The organism is Halolamina salina (assembly GCF_054653455.1).
On the sequence record NZ_BAAIGE010000002.1, the window covers coordinates 1010042 to 1036500 of the forward strand.

Genomic DNA, 26459 nt, shown 5'->3' on the forward strand with positions numbered 1-26459 from the left:
AACTGCCGATCAGTCGCCGAACGCGCTCCCGAGCACGCCGCCGACGGCGCCGAACAGGAGGGGGTAGACCAGCCCGGCGAGCAGCACTGCCGTGATCAGATCCGGCGCGGCCGACCCCTGGTAGGAGAACAGGAACCGACCGATGAGGGCCAGCGGGAAGTAGCCGACCGCGACCGCGGCGCCGGCGATCGCGCCGTCGCCCGGTTCGTCCGCGTCGGCCAGTCGCGCGGTCAGCAGTCCCGCCGCGAGCAGCAGGACGATCGGGACCGCGTACAGCAGCGTGATCGCACCGCCGTCGCTGCCGGCGATGAAGTTCTGTGACTGCGTACCGCCGAACCCGTCGATCCGGGTGGCGACGAAGTGGGCGTTGTAGAACAGCCAGCCGATCCCCTGCCAGACGGCGATCGGCTCGCCGCCGAACAGTTCGGCGATGAAGTTGTACGCCGACAGCCGCTCCTCGATGGAGCCGCTCTGCCAGACGTAGGTGAGCAGGTAGCCGAGCAGGTACGCGCCGATGCCGGCAGCAGCGCCGGCGCCGACCGGCAGTTTATCGATCGCGCTGTCGGTGCTCATGGTTGAACGCTTCTCTTGCGGGTAAAAATCTCTGACGGCTGGCGGCGGCCCGGAAACCGGTGTCGCTACCCCTTTACTCCTGACCCGGGTACGTCGGGGTAGATGGACGCGAACGTGATCGACGCCATCGGGTCGCCGTTGGTCGAGGTGGCGTCACCGATCGGCACCGTCGCCGCCAAGTTGGAGTCGAAGAACCCCGGCGGCTCCGCGAAGGATCGCCCGGCGCTGTACATGATCCGGGCCGCCGAGGAGGCCGGCGAACTCGGCGAGGGCGACGCGATCGTCGAGCCCACGAGTGGGAACACCGGCATCGGGCTTTCGCTGATCGGCGCGGTGAAGGGGTACGACGTGCGGATCGTCATCCCCGGGTCGAAATCCCCCGAACGGCGGCGGATCATGCGCGCCTACGGCGCCGACATCGAGGTGGTCGACGGCGACATCAGCGACGCCCGCGACCGCGCCGACGAACTCGAAGCGACCGGCGACTACGTGCAGGTCCGGCAGTTCGAGAACGCCGCCAACCCCCGGGCACACTACGAGACGACCGGCCCGGAGATTCTCGACCAGGTCGACGACCGCGAGGTCGACGCGTTCGTCGCCGGCGTCGGTACCGGCGGCACGCTGACGGGGACGAGCCGCCGGCTCTTGGAGGAGTTCCCCGAGATGGAAGTCGTCGCGGTCGAGCCCGCCGAGAACGCCGTGCTCTCGACGGGTGAGTCCGGCCACGACGACTATCAGGGGATGGGACCGGGGTTCGTCGCGCCGAACCTCGACGTGGAGCTGATCGACGCCGTCGAGGCAGTCGACCTGCCGACCGCAGAGCGGGAGTGTCGCTGTCTGGCCCGCGAGGAGGGGATCCTGGTGGGCCAATCAAGCGGCGCCGCCAACGTCGCCGCCCGCCGGACCGCCCAGCGCCTCGCCGACGAGGGCGTCGACGACCCGCTGGTGGTGACGGTGTTCCCCGACAGCGGCGAGCGCTACATGTCCACCGGGCTGTTCGAGGCCGAGGAGGCAGAGGACTGCCAGTGGCAGTCTGACGGCTAACCGTCGAACTCCGACTCGGTCACGCGAACCACCAACACTTCGTCGTACCCCTCGCGTTCGGGGGTCCAGTCGCCCTCCCGCTCGACGAAGACGGGATTCTCCGGCCGACCGTCCTCGACGCCGTACACCTGGAGGAGTTCGCCCGTCTCCGCGGGGTCGACCTCGCCGTCCCGGATCGCCGTCGCCAGTTCGCGGGAGAGCCACTCCGTCTCCGACACCGAGTCCGACTGCACCAGCGCCGCCCGGACGAACCGGACGAGATACCAGTTCAGATCGTTCAACAGCGAGACCGCGGCGCCGATCGAGACGGTGTCGAGCGCGAGGCTGTTCGCGTAGGGCTCCCACAGCTCGTACGTCGAGAGCGCCTCCCGGGCGGTCTCCCGGGAGAGCAGTTCGTACCGGAGGTCGCTCTCGGGCTCGCCCAACAGACAGACCTGCGCCATCGTCGGGGGGTCGCCGGGGCGGAAGAAGTGGGTTGCGGTCCGGCGCTGTCCTCAGTCGTCGGAGACCACGGAGCGCTCGTCGGCCAGCGCTTCCGCGCGGTCGAGCAGGTCGTCTGGCTCGGCAGCCTCGACTGCGGCGAGCGTCGCGTTGGTCTCCGGATAGTCGGGGGCGACGCGCTCACAGCCGACGTTCACGGTCGCGTCGACGAACGTGCCGATCTCGCGGGCCTGCTCGACGATCTCGGGCTTGTCCCGCGTGAGCAGCGGGCGGTGGACCGGCAGGCTCGCGGCGGCGTCGGTGACGCGGACGTTCGGGCCGGTCTGGGAGGACTTCTGGCCGATCGACTCCCCCGTCGCGATCGAGTGGGCACCGATATCCTCGGCGACGGCCTCCGCGACTCGGAGCATCGCGCGCCGCAGCGAGAGCATCCGCGTCGGTCCCGTCTCGGCGGCCAGATCGTCGACGAGGTCGCCCGCGGGCACGACGCGCAGTCGGGTGTCGACGTGCGGCGCCGAGCGCGCGACCGTCCGGGCGGTCTCGGTCGCGCGGGCGAGGTGGTCCGGGCCGCCGTAGTCGCCGAGATCGAGGTAGACGGGGACGACCTCCAGCCCGCGTTTGAACAGCTCCCACGCCGCGACGGGGGAGTCCAGCCCGCCCGAGAACAGTGCGACCGTCTTCCCCTGCGTCCCGACGGGAAGCCCGCCCGGCCCGTCGTACTCGACGGCGGAGACGAACGCCTCGTCCTCGCGAACGTCGAGGCGGTACGTCCGGTCGGGGTCGTCGAGGTCGACGTCGGCGCCGGTCGCGTTTCCGATCGCGGCGCCGACCTCCGACGCGACCTCCTGACTCGTGAACGGGTGAGCGTCGGCCGTCCCGGCGCGGTTCGCCCGGACGGCGAACGTCGCGCCCTCCGGGTGGTCGTCGGCCAGCGCGACCGCCGCCTCGGCCAGCGCGTCGATCTCGGGAGCGGTCGAGATCGCGGGCCGCGTCGACACGACGCCGAAGGTGTCGGCGGCCGCGCGGGCGGCCTCGTCGGCGACGAATCCGTCGTCCCCATCGGCTGCCCGGATCAGGAGCCGCGACCACGTGCGCTCGACCTCCCCGGGGATGCCGCGGTCGTCGAGGACCGCCCGCACGTTGTCGGCGAGGCGGTCGAGCATCTGCCCGCGGACCTTGTCGCTCTTGATCCCCACCTCCCCGTAGCGGACGACGGCGAGCTCCGGTGACTGCTGCACGGGCGGGGTAGCGGGCGGGCGCGCATGGGTGTTTCCTTCCCCGGTCGCGAGCGGAACCCTTACTGCCGCGTCGACGGACTCCCGGCCATGGCCCTCTCGACGGACACGATCCTCGTCGGTATCGCGTTGCTGGTGTACGACGCCGGTTTCAACAGGTGGGCGACGGCGTTCACCGCCGCCGGCTTCGCGCTCGTCGCGCTCGGCTACGCCGGCTCACTCTACCGGCGCGCCAGCGGTGACGACTGACCGAGCCCGGTCAGACGTCGTCGAGCGGGTCCTCGATCTGCCCGGTGATCGACTCGAGCAGGTCGGTCACCGTCACCATCCCGACGACCTCGCCGTCCTCGAGCACGAGCGCGAGCTCCTGACTCTCGACCTGGAACTGGTCGATCGCGTTGCTGACGCTGGTGTCGTGGGACATAGTCATCGGCGGCGCCGAGAGGTTGGTGAAGTCCACGTCGCCCTCCGCGACGCTGTCGCGGTAGCGCGCGAGCATCGGGAAGTAGACGATCCCGCGGAAGTCGTTCAGGTCCTCGCCGATCAGGGGGTAGCGCGTGTGCGGGTGCTCCTCCATCCGGCGGAAGTTCTCCTCGGCGTCGACCTCGGTGGAGAGCGCGACGATCGCCTCGTCCTCGACCATCACCTCGCTCACCGGGCGGTCGCCGATCTGGAGCGCGTTCATGATCTCCTCGCGGCGCTCCGCGGAGACGTCGCCCTTCGTGAGCACCGATCCCAGCCGGTTCCGCAGGTCGGCGCGGGACTCGATTGCGTCCTCTTCTGCCTCCAGCCACGCGCCGGTCATCTCGACGCCGAACAGGCCGAGCGTGGCTTTCGCGACCCAGTCGCCCAGCTTGATGATCGGCAGGATCGCCCGGTTACACCAGTACAGCGGCGTCGCGCCGTATCGACAGACCAGCCGGGAGCGCTCGACGCCGAGATAGGTGGGCGTCTGCTCGCCGTGGGTCAGGTGGACGAGGTTGATGATCAGGAACGCGATGAACGCGCCCGCGCCGACGCCGGCCAGCGCGCTCCCTTGGAAGATCGGCTCGAAGATGGCCGCAAGCGCGGGCTCGGCCACGATCCCGACCGCGATGCTGGAGGCGGTGATCCCGACCTGACAGGTGGTGAGGTAGAGTTCGAGGTCGTGGGTCATCTCCCACGCCCGCTCCAGACCTTTACTCCCCCCGTCGCCGAGGAACTCCTCCTTGGAGAACTGTCTGGCGCGAGTGAGGCCGAACTCGATCGCGACGAAGAAGCCGTTCGCGAGGATCAGCCCCACTCCCGCGAGCAGTCTGGCGGTCAGTTCGAGCGTCTGCATGGGCGGCTCTCTCGACCGCCCCCGGTAAATGCGCGGCGGCCCCGGGAGCTACCCCCTCGCGGCGAGGTAGACGACCCCCAGCTTGACCAGCGCCGGGTGTGGCACCGCCTCCGGGCGCGCCGCCTCGACGACCGCGAGCCCGTCCCGGAACGACGCGCCGCGCTCGGCGGCGACGGCGGTCGCCAACACTGCGGCGCTCCGACTCACCCCCGCCTTGCAGTTGACGAGCACGTCGCCCGTCCGCGAGAGCCGTCTCACGGCGTCGACGGCGGCCGCGAACGCAGTCCAGTCGTTCCCCTCGCCGTCGGTCAGCGGGTGGTGGTGGGTGGTCAGGGGATACGCGTCGGTCGAGACGGAAACGACGGCGTCGAAACGACGGTCGTGGCGGTCGGGGTCGGCGGCGTGGCGGTTGCCGAGGTGGAGGCCACGCTCGTTCAGCGGTGTGAGAACTGGCTCGTCGTCGACGGAGCCGATCGGTCGGAGGAGCTGGCAGTCGGGATCGGTCGAGCGGTCACTCATCGCCCCGGCGGCGTCGGGGGGAGCGCGCTCAGAACGTCGAGATGTCGCCCTCGATCGCCTCGCGGGTGATCTCGGTGACGTTCGCGAGGTTCTCGTCGACGATCTCGCTCACCTCGTCCTCGATGTCGGCCACGTCGACGCCGTCGGCGGTGACGACCTGCGCGTCGGCGACGTGGGGCTGGTCGATCGGTCGGCCGATCTGGGAGAGCAGGCGCAGTTGGAGGTCGCGGATCCCGTCGACCTCCGCGACCACGTCCTCGGCAGTCACCGTCGAGAGGAGGTTGTAGATTTTCCCGATGTGGTTGACGGGGTTCTTGCCCGAGGTGGCCTCCATGCTCATCGGTCGGTTCGGCGTGATGAGGCCGTTGGCGCGGTTCCCGCGGCCGACGGAGCCGTCGTCGCCCTGCTCGGCGGAGGTGCCGGTGACGGTGAGGTACACCGAGCCGGCGTCGTAGTCGTCGGCGGTGTTGACCTCGACGCTGACCTCGCGGTCGGTGTGCTCACGGGCGACGCTCTCGGCGTACGCCTGCACCTCCTTCACCGCGGCCTTGTACGCCTCGAGGCTCTCGATGTACTTGTCGACCATCGCGACGGCGACGGTCACGTCGATCGAGTCGCCCTCGCGTTTGCCCATCACCTTCACGTCCGGGCCGACCTCGGGGTTCTCGGCGGCGTACTCGCCGTTGATGCCGCGCTCGATCTCGTGGACGATGGTCTCCGTCTCGGTCAGGGGGGCGTGGCCGACGCCGTAGGAGGTGTCGTTGGCCATCGGCACCTGGACCTCCTCCTCGCCGAACACGTCCTGTAGGTCGCCGCTGCCCTCGCCGAGCTGGATGTCGACGACCACGTCGGTCCCGTACTCCAGTTCGGGGATCTGCTCCTGGAGGTACTCACGGGCGGCCGCCAGCGCCGTCGAGTCGACGGGCAGCTCGATCGTCTCGCCGTCGCGCTCGTAGCTCTTGGTCGCGCGGCCGACGATCAGGATGTAGATCGGCTCAATCACCTCGCCGCCGCCGTAGGCCGGCGCCGCACGCCCCGCGGCGAGCTGAGTCTCGTCGGTGTTGTAGTGGAGCACCTTCCCGACGCGATCGAGGTAGAGCTGTGAGAGCGCCCGGGAGACGCTCTCGGCGATGCCGTCGCAGATAGAGTCGGGGTGCCCGATCCCCTTTCGCTCGACGATCTCGACCTGCTGGTCCTCGACCGCCCGCCGGTCGAGTTCGGAAACCTGAACGTTCCGCGTCATTGCTCCCTCTTCCGCGGCGCGGGGTCTATAACCTTCGGAAACGATCCGGGGAACGGAAATTACTGTTAAGCATCGGCGTCGAGTAGCAGGCCGAGGTAGGACGTACGGATCTGGTCGTCGGGGTCGAGACCGAGCGCGCGGAGTCGCTCCTGTGCCTGCTCTCGCACCGCCTCGATCTCGGATTCCGGCGCCTCGCGTTCGATCTCGACGAACGAGCCGAGTCCGTCGACCGCGTCGAGGGTGACGGTGTAGCCGTCGAGATCGAACCGTTCGCGCTCCTTCTCGACGGTCGCGGCCGGCTCGAACCCCAGCCCGTCGAGGATCCCCGCGGCGGCGTCGCCGTCGGTGACGGCGGTCTCGTGTTCCTCGCGGGTCTTCGACTCGGCCTCGACGAGCGGTCCCTTGTAGGTCAGCTTCGTCGTCGTCTCGCCGGCGTCGAGGTCGGTCTCCTCCCGCAGCCGGAGCGCCTCGTCGGTCTCCGCGAACTCGCGGTGGGGAGCGTCGTAGTACGTGTCGACCTGTCGGACGTGATCGACGGGCTCGGCGCCGGCGTCGGAAAGCGCCGAGCGGACGGGATCGTGGTCGGCCGCGACTTTGAGTTCGACCTCGTACATGGCTGCGGAGAGAGCGGCGGCGACGAAAAGCGTGGCCTCTCGGCCGCGACGGTCCGATCCCGCGGCCGGCGGCGTCGGGGGCGTCCAGCCCCGAAACGTTGTCCTTAAGAGTGGAACACGTGACCGTAGACGTATGAGCGAAAACGAGGCCGACGCCGAGAGCGAGGCCGAGGCAGCCGAGACCGAGTCGGGAATCCAGGAGGGCGACTTCGTCCGCATCGACTACAACGTCCGCACCGTCAGCGACGACCGCGTCGTCGACACGACCCGGAAGGAGGTCGCCGAGGAGGCCGGCATCGACGACGACGAGTACGACTTCTCGCCGCGCATCATCGTCGTGGGCGAGGGCCACGTGTTCCCCGGCGTCGACGACGCGCTGCTCGGCGGCGAGGTCGGCGACGAGGGCACCGTCGAGATCGACGCCGAGGACGGCTTCGGCGAGTACGACGAGGAGCAGGTCCGCACCGTCAGCGCCAACAAGCTCGACGAGGAGAACCGTCGCCCCGGCGCACAGGTCCAGATCGACGGCGAGCAGGGCTACGTCGAGCGAGTGATCGGCGGCCGCGCACGCGTCGACTTCAACCACCCGCTTGCGGGCGAGGATCTCGAGTACGAGTACGAGATCGTCGACGTCGTCGAGGACGACGAGGAGAAGGCCGCCGGCCTGCTGGGGATGTACCTCCAGATGGAGCCGGACCTGCGTATCGAGACCGAGACGGTCGAGGAGGAGGTCACCACCGAGGACGAGGACGGCGAGGAGACCACCGAGACCGAGGAGGTCGAGCAGCGCACCCTCTACATCGAGGCGACCCAGCAGATGCAGATGAACCAGCAGTGGATGTTCCAGAAGAGTCAGGTCGCACAGGACCTGATGGACCGTCTCGACCTCGACCGCGTGGTCGTCGAGGAGGTCTTCGACGGCACCGGCGGCGGCATGATGGGCGGCATGGGCGGTATGATGGGCGGTATGGGCGGCGCCGAGCAGCTCGAAGAGGAGCTCGAGGACATCGAGGGCGACCTCGAGGACGCCGACGTCGACGCCGAGGAGATCGTCGACGAGCTCGAAGACGAGTAACGCCGTAGTCGGCACGCGACGCCGTCACACACCGACCGAACCTTTTTGCGGAATCCAACGCCAGTAGCGCGTAGCCGATGAAGCTCGACTTCTCCTGAGCCCGCGCGGCTCACGTGACGGCAGCGAGGCGACAGCCTCGGCATCCGTGGTTCCGCGACCACGCTGTGAGCGGCGGGAGACCACCTGTGGCACCGTTCCCCGACAGCCTCGGGTCTCCCGCCGGCCGCGGGTCGTTCCCGCCGTCGTCGCCCGTCAGCGGTGGGGACCCACCCCCACCAACGTTGCAAGACTCACCACCAGCCGAGACGGACGAACAGCGAGCGAACGCCAGTGACGCCGACGGCGACCCCGACCGCACTGCCGTCGTTGTCGCCCGCGACGCCGACCAGCAGCCCGACACGACCGAGATCGAGCGCCTCGCCGCCACGGCCGGCTACGAGGTCGTCGACGCGCTCACCCAGCGCCGCGAGGAGGACGGCCAGTACAACCTCGGCCGCGGGAAGGCCGAGGCGCTCGCCCGTCGCGTGGTCGAGACCGGCGCCGACGCGGTCGTGTTCGACGGCGAACTCAGCCCCGGCCAGTACAGTTCCCTGACTGCACTCCTGCCCGACGGAACGGTCGTCGTCGACCGGCACCGGCTCGTGCTCGGGATCTTCGAGTCCGGCGCCGGCGACGAGGCCGCCCGCCTGCAGGTCGAACTCGCGAGGCTGCGGTACGAGCTCCCCCGGATCAGGGAGACCGAGGAGCGAACCCACATGCAGCGCGCCGCCGAGACCGGCTCCCGCGTGGTCGACACCGAGCGGCGGATTCGGACCGTCGAGAACAAGCTCGACGAACTGGCCGATCGCGCCGGCGAGCGCCGGGCAGAGCGCCGGGAACAGGGGTTCGACCTCGTCGCGGTCGCGGGCTACACCAACGCGGGGAAGTCGACGCTGCTGCACCGACTGGCGGACGATCTCTCGATCGAGGGGATATCCCCCGAACACGACGATCTCGACGGCGAAGCTGCGGTCGAGGATCGCCTGTTCGAGACGCTCGACACCACCACCCGGCGGGCGACGATCGGCGGCCGACGGGTGCTGCTGACGGACACCGTCGGGCTGGTCGACGGGATTCCGCACGACCTCGTGGCGTCGTTCAGCGCGACGCTCGATGCGGTCGCCGACAGCGACGCCGCGCTGCTGATCGCCGACGCGAGCGACTCGCTCTCGGCGATGCGCGAGAAGCTCCGGGTGTCGCTCGGGGAACTCGACGACCCGCGCGGCGAGCTCCTGATCGTGCTCAACAAGGTCGACCTCCTCGACGATGCGGCAGTCGAGCGGCGCCGGAGGGCGGCCGAGTCGGTGGCCGGCGATCGGGCCACCGCAGTGCTCGCGGTCAGCGCGACCGAGGGAACTGGGATCGACCGCCTGCGCGAGACCGTGGCCGGGACGCTGCCGACCGAGGAGGTCCGGTTCGACCTCCCCAACACGGGAGAGACGCAGTCGTTCCTCGCGTGGGCGCACGAACACGGGCGCGCCGACGCCGAGTACGAGGGCGACCGCGTCCGCGTTCGGTTCGCCGGCCGGCCGGCGGTCGTCGACCGGGCGCGTTCGCGGGCCGCGTCGATCCGGGCGGACTGACCTCCCGTCACTCTCCGCTGACTTTTTCTCACTCTGCCCCGAGGGGCCTGTGTGTGCAGCACACGGCCGTGGGTGCGGTCAGAGCGGCGCCCGCCGGCCACGCACGCGGTGCTTCAACCATGACTGACAACGGCGGCAACGACCGACGACGGGACATCGAGGGGCGAATCAACACGCTCGGCACGGGCAACAACGTGGGCGGCCGGCGGAGCCACGGCGCCGACGCCACCGAGGGCGAGGACGCCGACTCGGAGGCGGGCGTGACGCCGGAAGCCGACGCCCGCGGCGGCGACGAGGAGACCGACCGCGACACCGGCGTGACGCCGGAAGCCGACGATCACGGCAGCGAGGACGCTCCCGAGCGCGAGACGGAGGTGACCCCGGAGGCGAGCACCGACGACTACGAGAGCGAGGAAGAGGACCGCTCGTCGCTCGATATCGAGATCGATCGGTTCGTGCGTGCCTTCGCCACACGGCGGGCCGAGTCGCTCGACGAGACGCTCGACGAGTACGTCGTCGGCTCCGTGAAGGGGTATCTCGCGGGCCTGCTCGGCGGCGACGTGGAGTCGCCGGGCACGCTGAAGCGCCGGGTCGAGGTCGAGGCCGACGACGTGTTCGGCGGCCTGCTCGACGCCGTCGGCGAGGAGGAGCAGGACCGCGGTGACGTGGTCGTCGAGGCGGTCGCCGAGGCGTACGACGTGCCCGAGGACGACGAGCTGACCGTCGCCGGCCTACGCGACCACGAGGCGATGCTGAACGGCGTGGTCGCGAACAGTTCGAACAGCCTCGGCGACGTGTCAGAGGTCGTGCAGGCGGCCGTCGAGACGCGGCTGATCGAGGAGGACGCTGAGTAGCAGCGGTAGCTGGTAGATTTTCAGTTCCGTGGTGAGCGCCGTCGCTCGTGGTGACGTAGTCAGTTCGTTCTTCGACCGCGAACACGATTCTTTGACAGCGAACACGACCGCGGAGTGAGCATGGCCACTTGTGACCGCAGTGTGCCGGGCATGAAGCCCGGCGCAGCGCCGAGTCCCCACCCCTCCCCCGCGGGCCGGCGACCGTTGCCGGCCCGCGGCGTCCACCGCCACCGCAGCCGGCGGTGGCGCGCGACGTGAGCAGGGCGAGACCGAAGGTCTCGCTGGCCGTGCGGGCGACGCGTGGGTCGCCCGCACGACCTCTCCGTGCGCGAACGAGCGCGCGAGGGACGACCGATCGAGCGAAGCGAGAGAGGGAGTCGGCTGGGGAGGTGTGTGGCTGTGCGGGGCGGTGCGGTCACAAGATGCCAACGATCGAGATGCTGTTGCCGTCGCAGTACCCGTGTCGAGAGATACTGTTACCGTCCCAGTACCCGTCGTAGAGAGGCACTGTTACCCCACAGCGAAGCCACCTTCCCCAAAGAACGAAAGCACGACCTCGTTCGAGGGCGGGAGCCTTATCCCCCACCACCGAGAACGTCGCGATATGCAACCACGCGACCTCTCCGCCCACGTCGAGTACGTCCCCGGACGGGGGGTCGAGGAGGTCGCCCGCGACCTCGGCCTCGATCCCGACGAGCTCGTGAAGCTCTCCTCGAACGAGAACCCACACGGCGCCAGCCCCGCGGCCGTCGACGCCGTACGGGACGCTGCCGACGAGATATCCGTCTACCCCAAGGCGGCCCACACCGACCTCACGGCCGACCTCGCCGAGAAGTGGGACCTCGACACCGAGCAGGTCTGGGTCAGCCCCGGCGCCGACGGCGCGATCGACTACCTCTCCCGGGCGATGCTCGACCCCGCGGACCCGGTGCTCGTCCCCGATCCCGGCTTCTCCTACTACGGGATGAGCGCGCGCTACCACCACGGCGACGTTCGTACCTACGAGCTCTCGAAGGCCGACGAGTTCGAGATGACCGCTGACACCGTGCTCGACGACTACGACGGCGAGCGCATGGTGTTCGTCACGTCGCCGCACAACCCCACGGGAGCGACGATGGCCCGCGAGGAGATCGAGGCGCTGCTTTCCGGCGTCGAGGACGACTCGCTGGTCGTGATCGACGAGGCCTACGGCGAGTTCGCCGAGGAGCCATCCGCCGCCGACCTCCTCGACGACTACGAGAACCTCGCGATCCTGCGGACGTTCTCGAAGGCGTACGGGCTCGCCGGCCTGCGGATCGGCTACGCGCTCGTCCCCGCCGCGTGGGGCGACGCCTACGCGAAGGTCTCGACCCCCTTCGCCGCCAGCGAGATGGCGCTGCGAGCCGCGATAGCCGCACTCGACGACGGCGCACACGTCGAGAAGTCCGTCGAGAGCGCCGAGCGGGCGCGGGAGCACATCCACGACCACCTCGACGCGCCGACGTTCGACAGCGAGGCCAACTTCGTACTCTGTGAGGTGGGCGACGGGAGCGCCGTCGCCGAGGCCGCCCAGCGGGAGGGCGTGATCGTCCGGGACTGCAGTTCCTTCGGCCTGCCGGGCTGTATCCGGATCTCCTGTGGGACCGAAGCCGAGACCCGGCGGGCGGTCGAGACGCTAAACGACGTGCTCGCCGAGTTGGAGGCGACGGCATGAGCGACACCGACGACCTCGCGTTCGACCGCGTCGCGCTCACAGGAACGCCCGGGACGGGGAAGACCACCGTCGCCGAGGCGGTCGGCGAACGCCTCGACATCCCCGTCCATCACCTCAACGACCTGATCCGCGAGGAGGGGCTTCACGAGGGTGAGGACGAGCAGCGCGGCTCGCTCGTCGCCGACCTCGACGCGATCCGGGAGTACCTCGGCGACTGGTCCGGGCTACTGGACTCCCACCTCGCACACCACTTCGACGCCGATGCTGCGATCGTGCTGCGCTGTCACCCCGACGAACTTGAGGAGCGCCTCGCCGAGCGTGACGAACCCGACGCGAAGATCGCCGAGAACGCCGAGAGCGAGGCGCTGGACATCGTGCTCAGCGAAGCGGTGCGGGCGTACGGGGAGGAGAACGTCTACGAGATCGACACCACCGACCGGCCGGTCGAGGCCGTCGTCGACGACGCCATCGCCGTCCTGCGCGGCAAGCGCGAGCCGTCGGCCGGCACGGTCGACTTCACGGGGGCGCTGTGACGCTCGATCAGTACCGCGATATCGCGGACCGGCTGCTCGTCCCGTTCGTCGACGCCGCGGAGGCGCTGGGCCTGACGCCCGACGGCGTGAGCGTGATCGCGTTCGTCTTCGCCGGTGCCGCCGGCGGCGCGTTCGCGCTCGCGGGCGGCCAGGGGCCGCTGTGGCTCTACCTCGCGGCCAGCTTCTTCGTGTTCGCGAACGGCTGGCTCGACCTCGTCGACGGCGCGCTCGCCCGGAGCCTCGGCACCGACTCCGAGGGCGGCGACCTGCTCGATCACGTGCTCGATCGCTACGCGGACGTGCTCATCATCGCCGGGCTCGCGGCGGGCGCTGACGCCTACGCGCTCGGCCTGCTCGCGGTGACGGGCGTGCTGCTCACCTCCTACCTTGGCACGCAGATCCAGGCGGTCGGGCTCGGCCGGGAGTACGGCGGCCTGCTCGGCCGCGCCGACCGGCTGGCGCTCGTGGGGATCGTCGGCGTGGTCGCGTTCGTGCTGCCCGGCGAGATCGTCGCCGGCTTCGGCGCGGTCGAACTGCTGCTCGTGCTGTTCGCGGTCGTCGGCCACCTCACCGCGCTCCAGCGGTTCTGGGGTGCGTGGTCGGACCTCCGCTGACGCCGTGGGCCGCCGTCTCGAAGGGACGGAAAACTGATACCCCGCCCGCCCACAGCGGGCGCCATGAGCGACCTCCATCAGTCGAACCGACGGCTCTGGGACGAGTGGAGCGACGACTTCCAGGCGATCTGGCGCTCGGACACCGACGAGGGCGAACTCCCGCCGGCGCCCTCGCCGTTCGCCGCGGACGCCCCCGGCGGCCCCCAGCCGGGGATTCTGGAGAGCGTCGAGGGGAAGGCGTACGTCGAACTCGGCTGTGGCGGCGGACAGGGCAGCGTCGGCACTGCGGAACTCGGCGCGGATCCCGTCGTCGGGGTGGACTTCTCGGGCGAGCAGCTCCGGTACGCGCGGCAGCTCCGCGACGAGTACGGCGTCGATGCCCAGTTCGTACAGGGCGACGTGACCGACCTCCCGCTCCCGGACGATCGCTTCGACGTCGCCTCCTCGGAGGCGGCGTTCCAGATGGTCGAGGACGTCGATCGCGCGTTCGCGGAGGCCCACCGCGTCCTCCGAGACGGCGGCGTGTTCGTGTTCAGCGTCCTGCACCCGCTGCACGAGGCGTTGGACGAGGAGTCCGGGACGCTCGAACACAGCTACGTCGACGAGGGGCCGCGGGAGATCGAGATCGACGAGGCGTTCGAGGAGACGCTGATGGTGTTCGACCGCACGGTCGCGGACCTCCACAACGGCCTCGTCGACGCCGGCTTCGAGGTCCGGCGACTGCTCGAACACCACAACCACGAAGTCGAGCACAACGAGCCAGCGGAGAGCGATCTGCCCGACGTGCTCTGGAAAGTGCCCCAGAGCGTGCGGTTCTGGGCGGTCGCGCAGTAATCAGTCCAGACTCAGGCCGGCGTGCCAGCGGTCCGCGCCGGCCTCTTCCTTCACTTCGTCCATCTTCGCGAGCAGCTTCACCGCGAGGCTCGCCGTCTCGGCGGCGACGGACTCCCCCTCCGTCATGAACTCGCCCGTGGTGCGGTTCGCGAACACCGAGCAGACCGCGCCCGCCCGCAGGCCGTAGACGTTCGCGAGCGTGCAGATGGCGGCCGTCTCCATCTCGATGTTCAGCACGTTCGCCTCCTTCAGGTCCTCGACGAGCGTCTCGCTGCCGGCGGCTTCGAACCCCTCGAACCCCTCCCGACCCTGCCCGGCGTAGAAGGAGTCGGCGGACATCGTGAGGCCGACGTGGTAGTCGTGGCCCAGTCGCTCGGCGGCGGCGATCAGCGCGGAGACGACCTCCTCGTCGGCGACCGCGGGGTAGTCCTCCCGGACGTACTCCTTGCTGGTGCCCTCCTGCCGGACGGCGCCGCGGGTGATCACCAGATCGCCAACGTCCATCTCGGGCTGGATCGCGCCACAGGAGCCGACGCGGATGAACGTGTCCGCGCCGACGCGGGCCAGCTCCTCGACGGCGATCGCCGCCGACGGCGAGCCGATCCCGGTGGAGGTGACGGAGATCGGGGCGCCGTCGTAGCTCCCGGTCGCGGTGCGGTACTCGCGGTGGTGGGCGACCTCCTCGTGGTCGTCCCACAGCGGCGTTACCTTGTCGACCCGCTCGGGGTTGCCGGGGAGCAGGACGCTGTCGGCGACGTCGCCGGGTTCGAGTTCGACGTGGTACTGCATCTCGTCTTCGGCGTCGGACATGCTTTCGCGGTTCTCCGCTGTGGGGCGTAAGGCTGTCGTTCGCTGTCGGGTGTCGTCCACACCCGGGCGAGTCCAGTTCGGACTCCAGCGCGCTTGATTCGACCCACGAGTGTCGGTCTTGAACCGTTACCCGCTATATCGATTTGTCACTATCGAGATCGAACACGTCGATGGAGCGATCGAACGCACGAGCCATCTACTCGGCGAAAACCGGCCGAAAAGGTTAGAGCACGCCCATCGTCTCCAGTCGCTCGGGCAGGTACGTGTCCGTCACGAAGTCCAGCCCTCGGGAGGCGAGCGCCTGCTGTTCGGCCTTCTTCCCGATGTCCAGTTGGAGTTCGATCTGCTCCTCCCAGAACTCCGTCTGGAAGCGCGGGTCCTCGAGTTCGGACTCCAGCGCGTTCACGTCCGAGTCCGACAGCGGGTCAGTCGGCAGGTCGTAGTCGACGATGTCCTGCGGGCGGATCCCCACGTACTGGGCCTCCGGCGTCGCGAGGTACTCCGAGAGGTGGGCAGACTTGATCGAGCCGTACGCCACGGAGCCGTAGATCCGGTAGGACCAGGGGTCACCGTCAGTGAACACCACGACCGGCAGGTCCAGTTCGTCGCGGAGCCGCTTGGTGATCCGCCGGGTCGCGCGCGCGGGCTGCCCCTTGAGGTGGACGATCAGGCAGTTGTACTCGTCGTCGAACCCGTTCTCGATCAGGCGGTCCCGCATCCCACCCGTCTCGACACAGAGCACGAAGTCGATGTCGTGGTCGAGGAACTCGATCGTGTCCGGGTTGTTCGGGATCTGGTAGCCGCCCTCGCCCACGTCGAGCTGGCAGTGGATCTCCCGCTCGCCGCGGCGGGTCTGCTCGCGCAGCTTCAGCGGCCCCATCAGGGTCGCGCCGGACTCCTCGGGGCGCATGTGGAAGTCCTCGCGGGTGACGCCCGTGATGATCTCCAGGTCCTCGACGAGGTTGTTCGACTCGTCCTGCCCGTTGAACTGGGCCTCCTCGTTGTCCCACGACTCCGAGAGGTAGTAGAGCTCTCGCAGCGTCGAGGAGCGGTCCTCGTCCAACTGGTTCGCGAGGAACTCGATGGTGTAGGCGGCCTTCAGCAGCTTCCGGGCGCCACTGACGGAGTTGGCCGAACGGGTGGACTTCCGGTCGCCGTACACCCAGACGCTCTTCTCGGGGTCGTACTCGATGTTGCTCTTCGTCCGGGTGGGCAGCTCCATCCGGGGGATCTCGCCGGCCGCGAACTGGTCGTAGAACTCCGCGGCCAGATCGATCAGCCGTTCCCGCGCCTCAGCGTCGCTCAGGTCTTTCGTGCTCATGCGTTCACCGTGAGTTTCTCGTCGTCGACGCCGTCGACGGTCGCGTCGGCGTCGGCGTCAGTCGGCAGGCTGTACTCCAGTTCGACCGTCTCGCCCGAGTCCACGTCGGGGTTCCAGTTCACGAACCACTCCTCGTCCATCTCGATCGCGTCGACGCCGTCGGGCAGCCCCTCGGGCTCGGCGGAGACGATCTCGGTGATCTCCAGACTCTCGTTCCGGTCGGAGTGGTTCTCGACCACCAACGTCACCGTCTCGCCGTCGCGCTCGCGGTCGACGCCGACGTTGTTCATGATCCGGGCCATCGCCCCCTCGATGTCGGGGTGGTCGCGCCCGGTGACTTCGGCGACCTTCTCGGCCATCTGCGGGAGGATGCGCCCGAGCACGTCCTGTTTCTCCCGGCGCTTGGCCATCGAGCGGCGCTTGTTGAGGTAGGACTTCAGCTCGCGGGCGGCCTCCCGGATCGCGAGCTCGATCTCGTCCTCGATCTCGGGCACCGACGCCAGCGCGTCCTTCGACTCGCTGGTGAACGGGACGTTCGTCGACGCGACGTGGATCGAGATGACCGCCGGCCCGGAGGGCATCCCCGAGCCGCCGGGCTGATCCAGCCCGTAGTTCCGCCAGCCGATGCGTTTGACCACGTTCGTCGTCGCACACGCGCCGCGCTGGTAGACGAGCGGCACGCGGTTCGCGAAGCGCAGTAGTTCGACGCTCCCGTCGGCGGGGATGTCGCCGCCGTAGGCGATCCCGGCCTCGACGACGAACGGGTCGCCGCCGTGGACCTCGGCGTCCCGGGTCGAGGCGGCGTAGAAGTCGGCGTCGTACTCCTTCCGGAGGCCGGCCTCGACCAGCTCCTCGGTGATCGGGGCGAGACAGTCCGTCGGCGGCGAGAGGATGTCCGTCTCCCGCATCGCCTCCAGCAGTTCGGAGGCGGTGTCGCGGTCGCCGGCGATCTCGCTCACGTTCGGCGGGTCGTCCGGGACGGTCTGCATCCGGGACCAGAGCGACTCGACGACGTTCTCGCGGGCGGTGTCGCCGAACGTCTCGTCGTCGTACTCCTCGGTGGTGTCGGCGGCCTCGTCGACGAGCGTCTTCAGGTCGCCGAGGGTGAGCCGCATCCGGTTCGGGCCGTCGTCGTCGCCCAGCGCGACGAAGCGTTCGGCCAGCCGCTCCGATAGCCCGTTGACTGCGGCGTCGTCCTTCCGCGTCGAGGTGGCGTCGTCGACCAGTTCGTACAGCGTCGGGGTGAGTCGGTCGAGGTCGTCGCCCTCGTCGTCGGAGCCGAACCGAGTGAGTTCGCTCCACGCCGCTTCGACGGCGTTCTCCCGGACGGTCGAGCCGAACGTCTTGCCCGTCTCGGTGCCGACCTCGTCGGCGACGGTGCCGACGATCTCGACGAGCCCGGAGTAGGTGGTCCGCTCGCGCTCGGTCAGGCTGTTCGCGATTCGCTCGGCGAACACGTCGGTCGCGTCGGCGCCCTTGTTCGAGACGGCCTCGCGGAGGGCGGTCTCGATGTCAGCTTCCACGTCGGCGGTCGGGGCGCCGTTCCGGGCGGGCCAGCCGAGTTCGCGGCCGAAGTGACGGTCGCGGAAGTTGTCGAGGACGCTGTCGGCGGTCTTCTTCCCGACGCGGGTGAACTCCTCCTGCATGAACCCCGAGAGGGAGTAGGAGTCGGTCGCGTCGAGCATCTTGATCAGCGTCCCGAGTTCGACGCCGTGGGGGTGGGGCCGAATCTCCTTCGTCTCCGCGGGGAGCTGATCGGTCGCACGCTCGAACTTCAGCGGCTCGTCCAGTCCCGGCTCCCGGAGCTCGATCCGTGCGTGGGGGTTGACGACCGCGGTGTGTTTGATGTAGTCGTGGAGCTGGCTCCGGGCGCGCATGTTGGCCTCCATCTCCAGTTCGATGCGCGTGCCGTGGCTGCGGTCCCACGAGGTGGTCTCGGCGGTCCCGATCTCCGGCTCGTTGGTGTCGGTGTCGATGATGAGCTCGAAGTACTCCGCCTCGGTGCTGCCCTGCGTGCGGGAGGTGATCTTCGCGGGCTTGCCGGAGGTGAGTTGGGAGTAGAGCACGGCCGCGGAGATTCCGATCCCCTGCTGCCCGCGGCTCTGCTCGCGCTTGTGGAACCGCGAGCCGTACAGCAGCTTCCCGAACACTTTGGGAAGCTGCTCCTTGGTGATCCCGGGCCCGTTGTCCTCGACCACGAGGCGGTAGTAGTCGCCGACCTCGCGGATCTCGACGTAGATGTCGGGCCGGATGCCGGCCTCCTCGGTCGCGTCGAGGGCGTTGTCGACGGCCTCCTTCACGGCCGTCACCAGCCCCCGGGCGCCCGAGTCGAACCCGAGCATGTGTTTGTTCTTCTCGAAGAACTCGGCGATGGAGATCTCGCGTTGCCCCTCGGCCAACTCCTCGGCCGTGGTGGTTCCCTCGCCGAGTGTCGTCTGCTCCGAGGTCATTCTGTACTCCGGGTACCCGTCCCCCACGTAAAGTCCCTTCCGTAGCTCGGTGAAACTGAAACTCCGGGAGAACGACGCGATTTCGGCGGGCCACGCGCGGCCACGGCCGCGCCGCTCGCGCGCGCCGCGAGAGCGGCGGCGATCGGGCCGTTCGCCCCACCCCCGAACTCAGTTTTCGGCTGCGTCGGATCGGTTTGGGAATCCCCGAAGTTCACTACGCCTGCAGCGAGTTTTCGTTCACGCGCCCCCGCGCGCGTGCGGGTCCTTTATCCGGCGGGGGCGCCTCTCAGAGAGTACGCGCTATGTCAGAAGAGAACGCCGACTACGGCGCGGGCCAGATCCAGGTCCTGGAGGGTCTCCAGGCCGTCCGGAAGCGCCCCGCCATGTACATCGGGTCCACCGACGACCGTGGGCTCCACCATCTCGTCTACGAGGTCGTCGACAACGCCATCGACGAGGCGTTGGCGGGTCACTGCGACCGCATCTCGGTGACGATCCACGACGACGGCTCCGTCTCTGTCACCGACGACGGTCGCGGGATCCCCGTCGACACCCACGAGGAGTACGACCGGCCGGCGCTGGAGGTCATCATGACCGTCCTCCACGCCGGCGGGAAGTTCGACAACAAGTCCTACCAGGTCTCCGGCGGCCTCCACGGCGTCGGCGTGAGCGTGGTGAACGCGCTCGCAAAACGCCTGACCGCCGAGGTCAAACGCGACGGCGCCGTCTGGCGCCACGAGTTCGACCGCGGTGAGCCTCAGGGCGACATCGAACGGGTCCGCGACCTCGAGGAGGACGAGGGGACGGGCACCACGATCCGCTTCTGGCCCGACGAGGAGATCTTCGAGACCACCGAGTTCGAGTTCACGACGCTGGAGAGCCGGCTCCGCGAGCTCGCCTTCCTCAACAGCGGCGTCCACATCGAACTCGCCGACGAACGCGACGACGAGGACCACGAACCGCAGTCGGAGACGTTCCTCTACGAGGGCGGGATCCGCGCGTTCGTGCGGTTCCTCAACGAGACCAAGACGCCCATCCACGACGACGTGATCTACTTCGAGGACGAGGAGGAGGGCGTCCAGGTCGAGGTGGCGCTGCAGGCCACCGAGGAGCTACAGGGGTCGATCCACAGCTTCGCGAACAACATCAACACCCGCGAGGGCGGCACCCACCTCACGGGGTTCAAGACGGCGCTCACCCGCGTCGTCAACGACTACGCCAACGAGCAGGGACTCATCGGCGACGTCGACGGCAACCTCAAGGGCGAGGACGTCCGCGAGGGGCTGACCGCCGTCGTCTCGGTCAAACACCCAGACCCGCAGTTCGAGGGCCAGACCAAGACCAAGCTCGGCAACAGCGAGGTCCGCGGGATCACCGAGAGCACGGTCCACGAGGGGCTGGGCACGTATCTCGAGGAGAACCCCGACACCGCGAAGAAGATCGTCGCGAAGGCCGCCGAGGCCGCGAAGGCTCGACAGGCCGCGAAGAAGGCCGAGGAGCTGACCCGCCGGAAGTCGGCGCTGGAGTCGACGGCGCTGCCGGGGAAGCTCGCGGACTGTCAGAGCCGCGACCCCAGCGAGGCCGAGCTGTTCATCGCGGAGGGTGACTCCGCGGGTGGGAGCGCCAAGCAGGCCCGGGACTCCTCGTTCCAGGCCGTGCTCCCGATCAAGGGGAAGATCCTCAACGTCGAGAAACACCGTCTCGACCGCATCCTCGAGAACGACGAGATCCGCGCGATCATCACCGCCGTCGGCACGGGGATCGGCGAGGAGTTCGACATCGAGGACTGCCGCTACGAGAAGATCATCATGGCGACCGACGCCGACGTCGACGGCGCCCACATCCGGACGCTGCTGCTCACGCTGTTCTACCGGCACATGAAGCCGCTGCTGGAGGCGGGCTACGTGTACGCCACCCAGCCGCCGCTGTACCGCATCCGCTACCGCGGCGAGACGTACGACGTGATGAGCGAGGAGGAGCGGGACCGGGTGATCGAGGAGGTCTGTGACGGCAACCCCACGCAGGTCCAGCGGTTCAAGGGGCTGGGTGAGATGAACCCCGACCAGCTCTGGGAGACGACGATGAACCCGGAGAACCGGGTGCTGAAACAGATCACGCTCGACGACGCCGCCGCCGCGGACAAGATGTTCTCGGTGCTGATGGGCGACGCCGTCGACCCGCGGAAACAGTTCATCAAGGAGCACGCGACCGACGCCGAGTGGGTGGACATATGAGCACGGACACGCCCGACGACGGGGACGAGCCGGCCGACCGGGTCGAGCACGTCCGCGTCGAGGACGAGATGGAGCAGAGCTACATCGACTACGCGATGTCGGTCATCGCGGGCCGCGCCCTCCCGGACGTCCGGGACGGCCTGAAGCCGGTCCACCGGCGCATCCTCTACGCGATGCACGAGGACGGGATCACCTCCGGCTCCGGCCACCGGAAGTCCTCCTCCATCGTCGGGACCACCATGGGGGACTACCACCCCCACGGCGACAGCGCGATCTACGACGCGCTCGCCCGGATGGCACAGGACTTCTCGATGCGCGCGCCGCTGGTCGACGGGCAGGGGAACTTCGGCTCGATCGACGGCGACCCGCCGGCCGCGATGCGCTACACGGAGGCGCGCATGGCGCCGATCGCCGAGGAGCTGCTGGACGACATCGGGAAGGACACCGTCGACTTCTCCAGCAACTACGACGACCGGCTCACGGAGCCGGACGTGCTGCCCGCGGCGTTCCCGAACCTGCTCGTCAACGGTAGCTCGGGGATCGCGGTCGGCATGTCGACGAACGTCCCGCCGCACAACCTCCGGGAGGTCGTCGACGCTACGATCGAGCTGATCGAGAACCCCGAGGCGACCGTCGAGGACCTGATGGAGCACGTCGAGGGGCCGGACTTCCCGACGGGCGCGAACATCGTCGGCCGGAACGGCGTCCACCAGGCGTACAAGACCGGTCGCGGCCGGGTCCGCATCCGCGCGAAGTTCGACGTCGACGAGGAGGAGGGCCGCATCGTCGTCACCGAACTCCCGTTCCAGGAGAACAAGGCCCGCCTGATCGAGCGGATCGCCGACGACGTGAACGAGGGGAAGATCGAGGGGATCCGCGACCTGCGCGACGAGTCCGACCGCGACGGCATCCGCATCGTGATCGAACTCAAGCGCGACGCGATGGCGGAGGTCGTCAAGAACCAGCTGCTCGAGTCCCACCTCGAAACGACGTTCGGCGTGATCAACCTCGCGCTGGTCGACGGCCAGCCGAAGGTGCTCACGCTGAAGGAGACCCTCCAGGAGTACATCAAGCACCGCCGCGAGGTCGTGCGTCGGCGCAGCCAGTACGACCTCGCCGAAGCCGAGGACCGCGCCCACATCCTCGAAGGCCGGCTGAAGGCGCTGGAGAACGCCGAGGACGTGGTCGAGGCGATCCAGAACAGCGAGGACCGCGACGCCGCCAAGGCGATGCTGCAGGAGGAGTGGGGGTTCAGCGAGGAGCAGGCCGCCCACGTCGTCCGGATGCAGCTCGGCTCGCTCACCTCGATGGAGCGCACCTCGATCGAGGAGGAGTACGAGGACGTGCAGGCGACGATCGATCGCCTCGAGACCATCCTCGCCAGCGACGAGGAGCTCGACTCGGTGATCGTCGACGAGCTCGAGGCCGTCGCCGAGGAGTACGGCGACGAGCGCCGCACCGGGTTCATCGAGGACACCGGCACGGTCACCCACGAGGACCTGATCCCCGAGTCCGAGCAGGTCGTCGTGATGACCGAGGACGACTACATCAAGCGGATGGAACTGGAGGAGTTCCGCGCCCAGAACCGCGGCGGGAAAGGGATCATCGGCACCGGGCTGAAGGAGGGCGACTCCGTCGCCTCCGTGTTCGTGGCCAACAGCCACGACTACCTGCTCTGTTTCACCAACCACGGGCAGGTGTACAAGCTGAAGACGTACGAGGTGCCGGAGATGTCCCGGACCGCCCGCGGAAAGTCCGCGGTGAACCTGCTCGATCTGAGCGACGACGAGCAGATCGAGGCCGTCGTCAACACCGACGACATCGACACCGAGGGCGACGAGGAGGAACAGCAGTTCCTCACGATGGTGACCCGCGGCGGCTACATCAAGCGCAGCGGCGTCTCGGAGTTCCAGAACATCCTCTCGACGGGGATCCGCGCGATCAACCTCGAGGACGGCGACGCGCTCGCCGACGTGGAGGTCACGGACGGCTCGCAGGACGTCGTGATCGCCACCCGCGAGGGGATGTCGATCCGCTTCGACGAGACGGAGGCCCGCGCGATGGGTCGGACCGCCCGCGGCGTCCGCGGGGTCGACCTCGAGGGCGACGACGAGGTCGCCGCCGTCGCCGGCATCGACGAGGACCGCTCCTCGTGGCTGCTCACCGTGACCGAGAACGGCTACGGCAAGCGCTCGGACCTCGACGCCTACCGCGTCCAGTCCCGCAACGGGAAGGGGCTGATCGACATCAAGACCAACGACCGCAACGGCCGCGTCACCGCGCTGGACGCGGTCGGGCCGGGCGATCACCTCGTGACGATGAGCGAGGACGGGCAGATCATGCGCTGCCCCGTGGAGGACCTCTCGATCGTCGGCCGGAACACGATGGGTGTGACGGTGATGGATCTCGAGGACGGCGACCGCGTGGCCGCCGTCGACGTGATCGACGCCGACCGGATCGCGGACGACGAGTAAGCGCTCCGCGCTCTCCCCGTTTTTCGAACGTTCCGCCGCGTCCAGCGTCTCCAGACATCCCACAATTTGCAGAATCCCTCGACTGCGTGGGCCGTCCGTCGGCCGCGGCGGTCACACAAAGCCTATCTCCCGGCCATCGGAGGGAGAACCATGCCTGGAGCCATCGTCAGTCGGGGCGAACGGGTGTCGCTCCGGACCGTCGAGGAGGAGGACTGCGCGTTCTGTCAGCGCGCGTCGGCCAACCCAGATATTCGGATCCCGATCGGGAACCCCCTGCGGAGCCGGGCCGAGCTCGGCGACGTGGCCGAGTCGGAGGGGGATCAGTTCCTCGTCTGTCTGGACGACGCCGGACCGGGATCGCCTGAGGAGTCGGCGGTCACCCGGCTCGGCTGGGTCGGCGTCGAGGACATGAGCTACCGCCGGCCGGAGCTCTCCTACTGGCTCGCGCCCGAGTACCACGGCGAGGGGTACGGCAGCGAGGCGGTGGGGCTCGCGGTCGACTACACGTTCGCGACGTACGACCACCCGGCCGTGGGCGCGATCGCGTACGACTTCAACGACGCCTCGCGGGGGCTGCTGGAGTCGCTCGGCTTCGAGCAGGAGGGACGCGTCCGCCGGGACCGGTTCATCGACGGCGAGTACGTCGACACGATCCACTACGGGCTGTTGCGGGAGGAGTGGCGGGAGTAGCCAGATTGCAGACGCGAGCGAACGGACGTGAGCGAGCGGGCCGAGGAGCGACCGCAGGGGGTGACGAGGCTTTCGCCAGCGAGGCGCCTTTGGCGCCGAGCGCAGGGGAAGGCCGTCGAGTAAGTTACTTCCCCGCTCCCCCAAAACGCCCGACGTATGGAAACGAGCGAGGGGTTCGACGAGGTCGTCCACGAGCCGGATCGGGAGTTCGTGGAGTCGACCAACGTCTGGCAGTTCATGCAGGCGTACGGCATCGACGACTACGAGGAGCTGATCGAGCGCACCACGACCGAGATCGAGGGCGAGCCGGCGTCGGGCGTCGACTGGTTCTGGGACGAGATGCCCGACTACCTCGACGTGGAGTTCTACGAGGAGTACGACACCGTCCGTGACGACAGCGACGGGCCGCAGTTCACCGACTGGTATCCCGGCGGCGAGATCAACATCGCCCACAACACGCTGGACCGGTACGCCGAGGCCGACGCTCCCGAGCGCAACAAGGTCGCCTGCATCTGGGAGGGCGAGGACGGCGAGGTCGACGAGCGGACGTTCCACGACCTCTACCGGCAGGCAAACCGCGTCGCGAACTACCTCGAGGAGGCCGGGATCGAGACCGGCGACACCGTCGGCCTCTACATGCCGATGGTGCCGGAGGTGATCTCGATTCTCTACGGCTGTTTCAAGGTCGGCGCGATCGCGGTGCCGATCTTCTCCGGCTTCGGCGTCGAGGCGACCGCGACCCGCATCGACGACGCCGAGCCCTCGGTGCTGTTCACCGGCGATGGCTTCTACCGCCGCGGGAACCCCATCCGGCTGAAGGAAGGCGCCGACGAGGCGATCGAGCAGGCCGGCCACATCGAGAACGTGGTCGTGTTCGACCGGCTCGGCGATCGTGAGAACCCCGACGTCGAGGTTCCGTGGAACGACGACCGCGACGAGTGGTGGGGCGACACCGTCGCCGAGCAGGACGGCGAGTACGACACCAAGTCGCTGCCGTCGGATCAGGAGTCGATGCTGCTGTACTCCTCCGGCACCACGGGCGAGCCGAAGGGGATCGTCCACACCCACGCCGGCGTGCTGATCCAATGTGCGAAGGAGATCCACTTCGGCTTCGACCAGAAGGCGTCCGACCGCTTCTTCTGGGTCAGCGACATCGGCTGGATGATGGGACCGTGGACGCTGATCGGGAACCACCACTTCGCGGGCACGACGTTCATGTACGAGGGCGCGCCCGACCACCCGCACCCGGGGCGGTTCTGGGAGATGATCGAGGAACACGGGATCACCACGTTCGGCGTCTCCCCGACCGCGATCCGCGCGCTTCGCAAGCACGGCGACGACGTGGTCGAGCAGTACGATCTCTCCAGTCTCCGACTGCTCGGCTCGACCGGCGAGCCGTGGGACCCCGAGTCGTGGATGTGGTACTACGAGCAGGTCGGCGGCGGCGAGGCGCCGATCATCAACATCTCCGGCGGCACCGAGATCTGTGGCTGTTTCCTGATGCCGCTGCCGATCAACGACCTCAAGCCCGGCACGCTGGGCGGCCCGGGGCTGGGGATGGACATCGACATCGTCGACAACGACGGCAACTCCGTCAAGGAGGACCACGAGCGCGGCTACCTCGTCGCGCGTGACTCCTGTCCGTCGATGACCAAGAGCCTCTGGTCGGGCGACGAGCGCTACCTCGAGGAGTACTGGTCGACGTGGGACGATCTCTGGGACCACGGCGACTTCGCCCAGAAGGACGAGGAGGGGTTCTGGTTCCTCCACGGCCGCGCCGACGACGCGCTCAACGTCGCCGGCCGGAAGGTCGGTCCCGCCGAGATCGAGGGCGTGCTCGTGGAACACGACGACGTGAATCAAGCCGCTGCGGTGGGTGTCCCCGACGACACCACCGGCACCGCGGTCGTGACCTACGTCATCCCCGAGGAGGGCGTCGAGCCGAGCGACGAACTCGCCGAGGAGCTACGGGCGCTGGTGGGCGAGGAGCACGGCAAGCCGTTCCGCCCCCGCGAGGTGCTGTTCGTCGATGAGTTCCCGAAGACGCAGTCCGGCAAGGTGATCCGCCGCGCGATCGAGGCGGCGTACAAAGGGGAGGACCCCGGCGACCTCTCCTCGATGGAGAACCCCGAGGCGTTCGACGAACTGCAAGACGCGTCGTAGCGGCCGACCCGCTCGTTTTCACGGCCAGTCGTCGGTGGCTGTTCGCCTCACCGACACCGTCAGTCGTCGCCGACTGCTCGTCACGGCGACACCGTCAGTCGT

23 protein-coding genes are annotated in these 26459 nt (G+C 68.8%); 13 read left to right on the plus strand and 10 right to left on the minus strand.

Annotated features, from left to right (window positions below; translation table 11 throughout):
- Positions 1-9 precede the first annotated feature (9 nt).
- Complete coding sequence (locus tag ACYQZ5_RS05795) at positions 10-573, minus strand: DUF7978 family protein (RefSeq protein WP_379731871.1); 564 nt, start codon at positions 571-573, stop codon at positions 10-12.
- Between the two features lie 102 nt (positions 574-675).
- On the opposite strand from ACYQZ5_RS05795, the gene ACYQZ5_RS05800 reads away from it, so the two are divergent.
- Positions 676-1617, plus strand: coding sequence for a PLP-dependent cysteine synthase family protein (locus ACYQZ5_RS05800; protein ID WP_379731872.1), 942 nt, complete (start codon positions 676-678; stop codon positions 1615-1617).
- Here ACYQZ5_RS05800 and ACYQZ5_RS05805 read toward each other — a convergent pair.
- The gene (locus tag ACYQZ5_RS05805) at positions 1614-2060 is read right to left on the minus strand and encodes a DUF5804 family protein (protein ID WP_379731873.1); all 447 of its coding nucleotides are present in this window, start codon (positions 2058-2060) and stop codon (positions 1614-1616) included. The two genes, ACYQZ5_RS05800 and ACYQZ5_RS05805, sit on opposite strands and share 4 nt — an antisense overlap.
- Positions 2061-2111: 51 nt before the next feature.
- Entirely contained in the window at positions 2112-3296 is a 1185-nt protein-coding gene (locus ACYQZ5_RS05810; protein WP_459845471.1) for a tRNA sulfurtransferase, read from the minus strand.
- Between the two features lie 87 nt (positions 3297-3383).
- Between ACYQZ5_RS05810 and ACYQZ5_RS05815 the strand changes: the two genes are divergently transcribed.
- Entirely contained in the window at positions 3384-3542 is a 159-nt protein-coding gene (locus ACYQZ5_RS05815; protein ID WP_379732694.1) for a hypothetical protein, read from the plus strand.
- A gap of 10 nt (positions 3543-3552) precedes the next feature.
- Here ACYQZ5_RS05815 and ACYQZ5_RS05820 read toward each other — a convergent pair whose 3' ends face one another.
- The 4 genes from ACYQZ5_RS05820 to cyaB all read right to left on the minus strand — a co-directional run bounded on the left by ACYQZ5_RS05820 (position 3553) and on the right by cyaB (position 6990).
- Complete coding sequence (locus ACYQZ5_RS05820; protein ID WP_379732693.1) at positions 3553-4614, minus strand: CNNM domain-containing protein; 1062 nt, start codon at positions 4612-4614, stop codon at positions 3553-3555.
- A gap of 48 nt (positions 4615-4662) precedes the next feature.
- Positions 4663-5133 carry a phosphatase gene (locus ACYQZ5_RS05825; protein WP_379817976.1) on the minus strand — a complete coding sequence of 157 codons (471 nt, stop codon included), beginning with the start codon at positions 5131-5133 and terminating at the stop codon, positions 4663-4665.
- A 28-nt stretch (positions 5134-5161) separates the two neighbouring features.
- On the minus strand, positions 5162-6376 hold the full coding sequence (locus tag ACYQZ5_RS05830; protein ID WP_379732102.1) for a methionine adenosyltransferase: 1215 nt from the start codon (positions 6374-6376) through the stop codon (positions 5162-5164).
- Between the two features lie 65 nt (positions 6377-6441).
- Entirely contained in the window at positions 6442-6990 is a 549-nt protein-coding gene (cyaB, locus tag ACYQZ5_RS05835; RefSeq protein ID WP_379732103.1) for a class IV adenylate cyclase, read from the minus strand.
- A gap of 133 nt (positions 6991-7123) precedes the next feature.
- On the opposite strand from cyaB, the gene ACYQZ5_RS05840 reads away from it, so the two are divergent.
- The 7 genes from ACYQZ5_RS05840 to ACYQZ5_RS05870 all read left to right on the plus strand — a co-directional run bounded on the left by ACYQZ5_RS05840 (position 7124) and on the right by ACYQZ5_RS05870 (position 14215).
- On the plus strand, positions 7124-8065 hold the full coding sequence (locus ACYQZ5_RS05840; RefSeq protein ID WP_379732104.1) for an FKBP-type peptidyl-prolyl cis-trans isomerase: 942 nt from the start codon (positions 7124-7126) through the stop codon (positions 8063-8065).
- 281 nt (positions 8066-8346) lie between these two features.
- Entirely contained in the window at positions 8347-9687 is a 1341-nt protein-coding gene (gene hflX / locus ACYQZ5_RS05845) for a GTPase HflX (RefSeq protein ID WP_459845475.1), read from the plus strand.
- A gap of 119 nt (positions 9688-9806) precedes the next feature.
- Positions 9807-10541 carry a hypothetical protein gene (locus ACYQZ5_RS05850; RefSeq protein ID WP_459845477.1) on the plus strand — a complete coding sequence of 245 codons (735 nt, stop codon included), beginning with the start codon at positions 9807-9809 and terminating at the stop codon, positions 10539-10541.
- Between the two features lie 604 nt (positions 10542-11145).
- Positions 11146-12234, plus strand: a complete 1089-nt coding sequence (gene hisC, locus ACYQZ5_RS05855) for a histidinol-phosphate transaminase (RefSeq protein WP_379732592.1) — start codon at positions 11146-11148, stop codon at positions 12232-12234.
- The gene (locus ACYQZ5_RS05860) at positions 12231-12767 is read left to right on the plus strand and encodes an adenylate kinase family protein (RefSeq protein WP_379732591.1); all 537 of its coding nucleotides are present in this window, start codon (positions 12231-12233) and stop codon (positions 12765-12767) included. Before hisC ends, ACYQZ5_RS05860 begins: the two co-directional genes overlap by 4 nt.
- Positions 12764-13381, plus strand: a complete 618-nt coding sequence (locus tag ACYQZ5_RS05865; protein WP_379817978.1) for a CDP-alcohol phosphatidyltransferase family protein — start codon at positions 12764-12766, stop codon at positions 13379-13381. Before ACYQZ5_RS05860 ends, ACYQZ5_RS05865 begins: the two co-directional genes overlap by 4 nt.
- A gap of 63 nt (positions 13382-13444) precedes the next feature.
- The gene (locus ACYQZ5_RS05870; protein ID WP_379730772.1) at positions 13445-14215 is read left to right on the plus strand and encodes a class I SAM-dependent methyltransferase; all 771 of its coding nucleotides are present in this window, start codon (positions 13445-13447) and stop codon (positions 14213-14215) included.
- Here ACYQZ5_RS05870 and ACYQZ5_RS05875 read toward each other — a convergent pair whose 3' ends face one another.
- The 3 genes from ACYQZ5_RS05875 to ACYQZ5_RS05885 form a co-directional block, all read right to left on the minus strand.
- Positions 14216-15025, minus strand: coding sequence for a nucleoside phosphorylase (locus ACYQZ5_RS05875; RefSeq protein WP_379730773.1), 810 nt, complete (start codon positions 15023-15025; stop codon positions 14216-14218).
- Positions 15026-15248: 223 nt separating this feature from the next.
- Complete coding sequence (locus ACYQZ5_RS05880; RefSeq protein WP_379730774.1) at positions 15249-16346, minus strand: DNA topoisomerase IV subunit A; 1098 nt, start codon at positions 16344-16346, stop codon at positions 15249-15251.
- Complete coding sequence (locus tag ACYQZ5_RS05885) at positions 16343-18796, minus strand: DNA topoisomerase VI subunit B (protein ID WP_379730775.1); 2454 nt, start codon at positions 18794-18796, stop codon at positions 16343-16345. The genes ACYQZ5_RS05880 and ACYQZ5_RS05885 overlap by 4 nt, the downstream gene beginning before the upstream one ends.
- 302 nt (positions 18797-19098) lie before the next feature.
- Here ACYQZ5_RS05885 and gyrB point away from each other — a divergent pair, with 302 nt between their 5' ends.
- The 4 genes from gyrB (at position 19099) to ACYQZ5_RS05905 (ending at position 26357) form a co-directional block, all read left to right on the plus strand.
- Positions 19099-21030, plus strand: a complete 1932-nt coding sequence (gene gyrB, locus ACYQZ5_RS05890) for a DNA topoisomerase (ATP-hydrolyzing) subunit B (RefSeq protein WP_379730776.1) — start codon at positions 19099-19101, stop codon at positions 21028-21030.
- Entirely contained in the window at positions 21027-23504 is a 2478-nt protein-coding gene (gyrA, locus tag ACYQZ5_RS05895; RefSeq protein WP_379730777.1) for a DNA gyrase subunit A, read from the plus strand. The genes gyrB and gyrA overlap by 4 nt, the downstream gene beginning before the upstream one ends.
- A 150-nt stretch (positions 23505-23654) precedes the next feature.
- Complete coding sequence (locus tag ACYQZ5_RS05900) at positions 23655-24194, plus strand: GNAT family N-acetyltransferase (RefSeq protein ID WP_379730778.1); 540 nt, start codon at positions 23655-23657, stop codon at positions 24192-24194.
- A 156-nt stretch (positions 24195-24350) separates the two neighbouring features.
- Entirely contained in the window at positions 24351-26357 is a 2007-nt protein-coding gene (locus tag ACYQZ5_RS05905; protein WP_379730779.1) for an AMP-binding protein, read from the plus strand.
- The last annotated feature ends 102 nt before the right edge of the window (positions 26358-26459 follow it).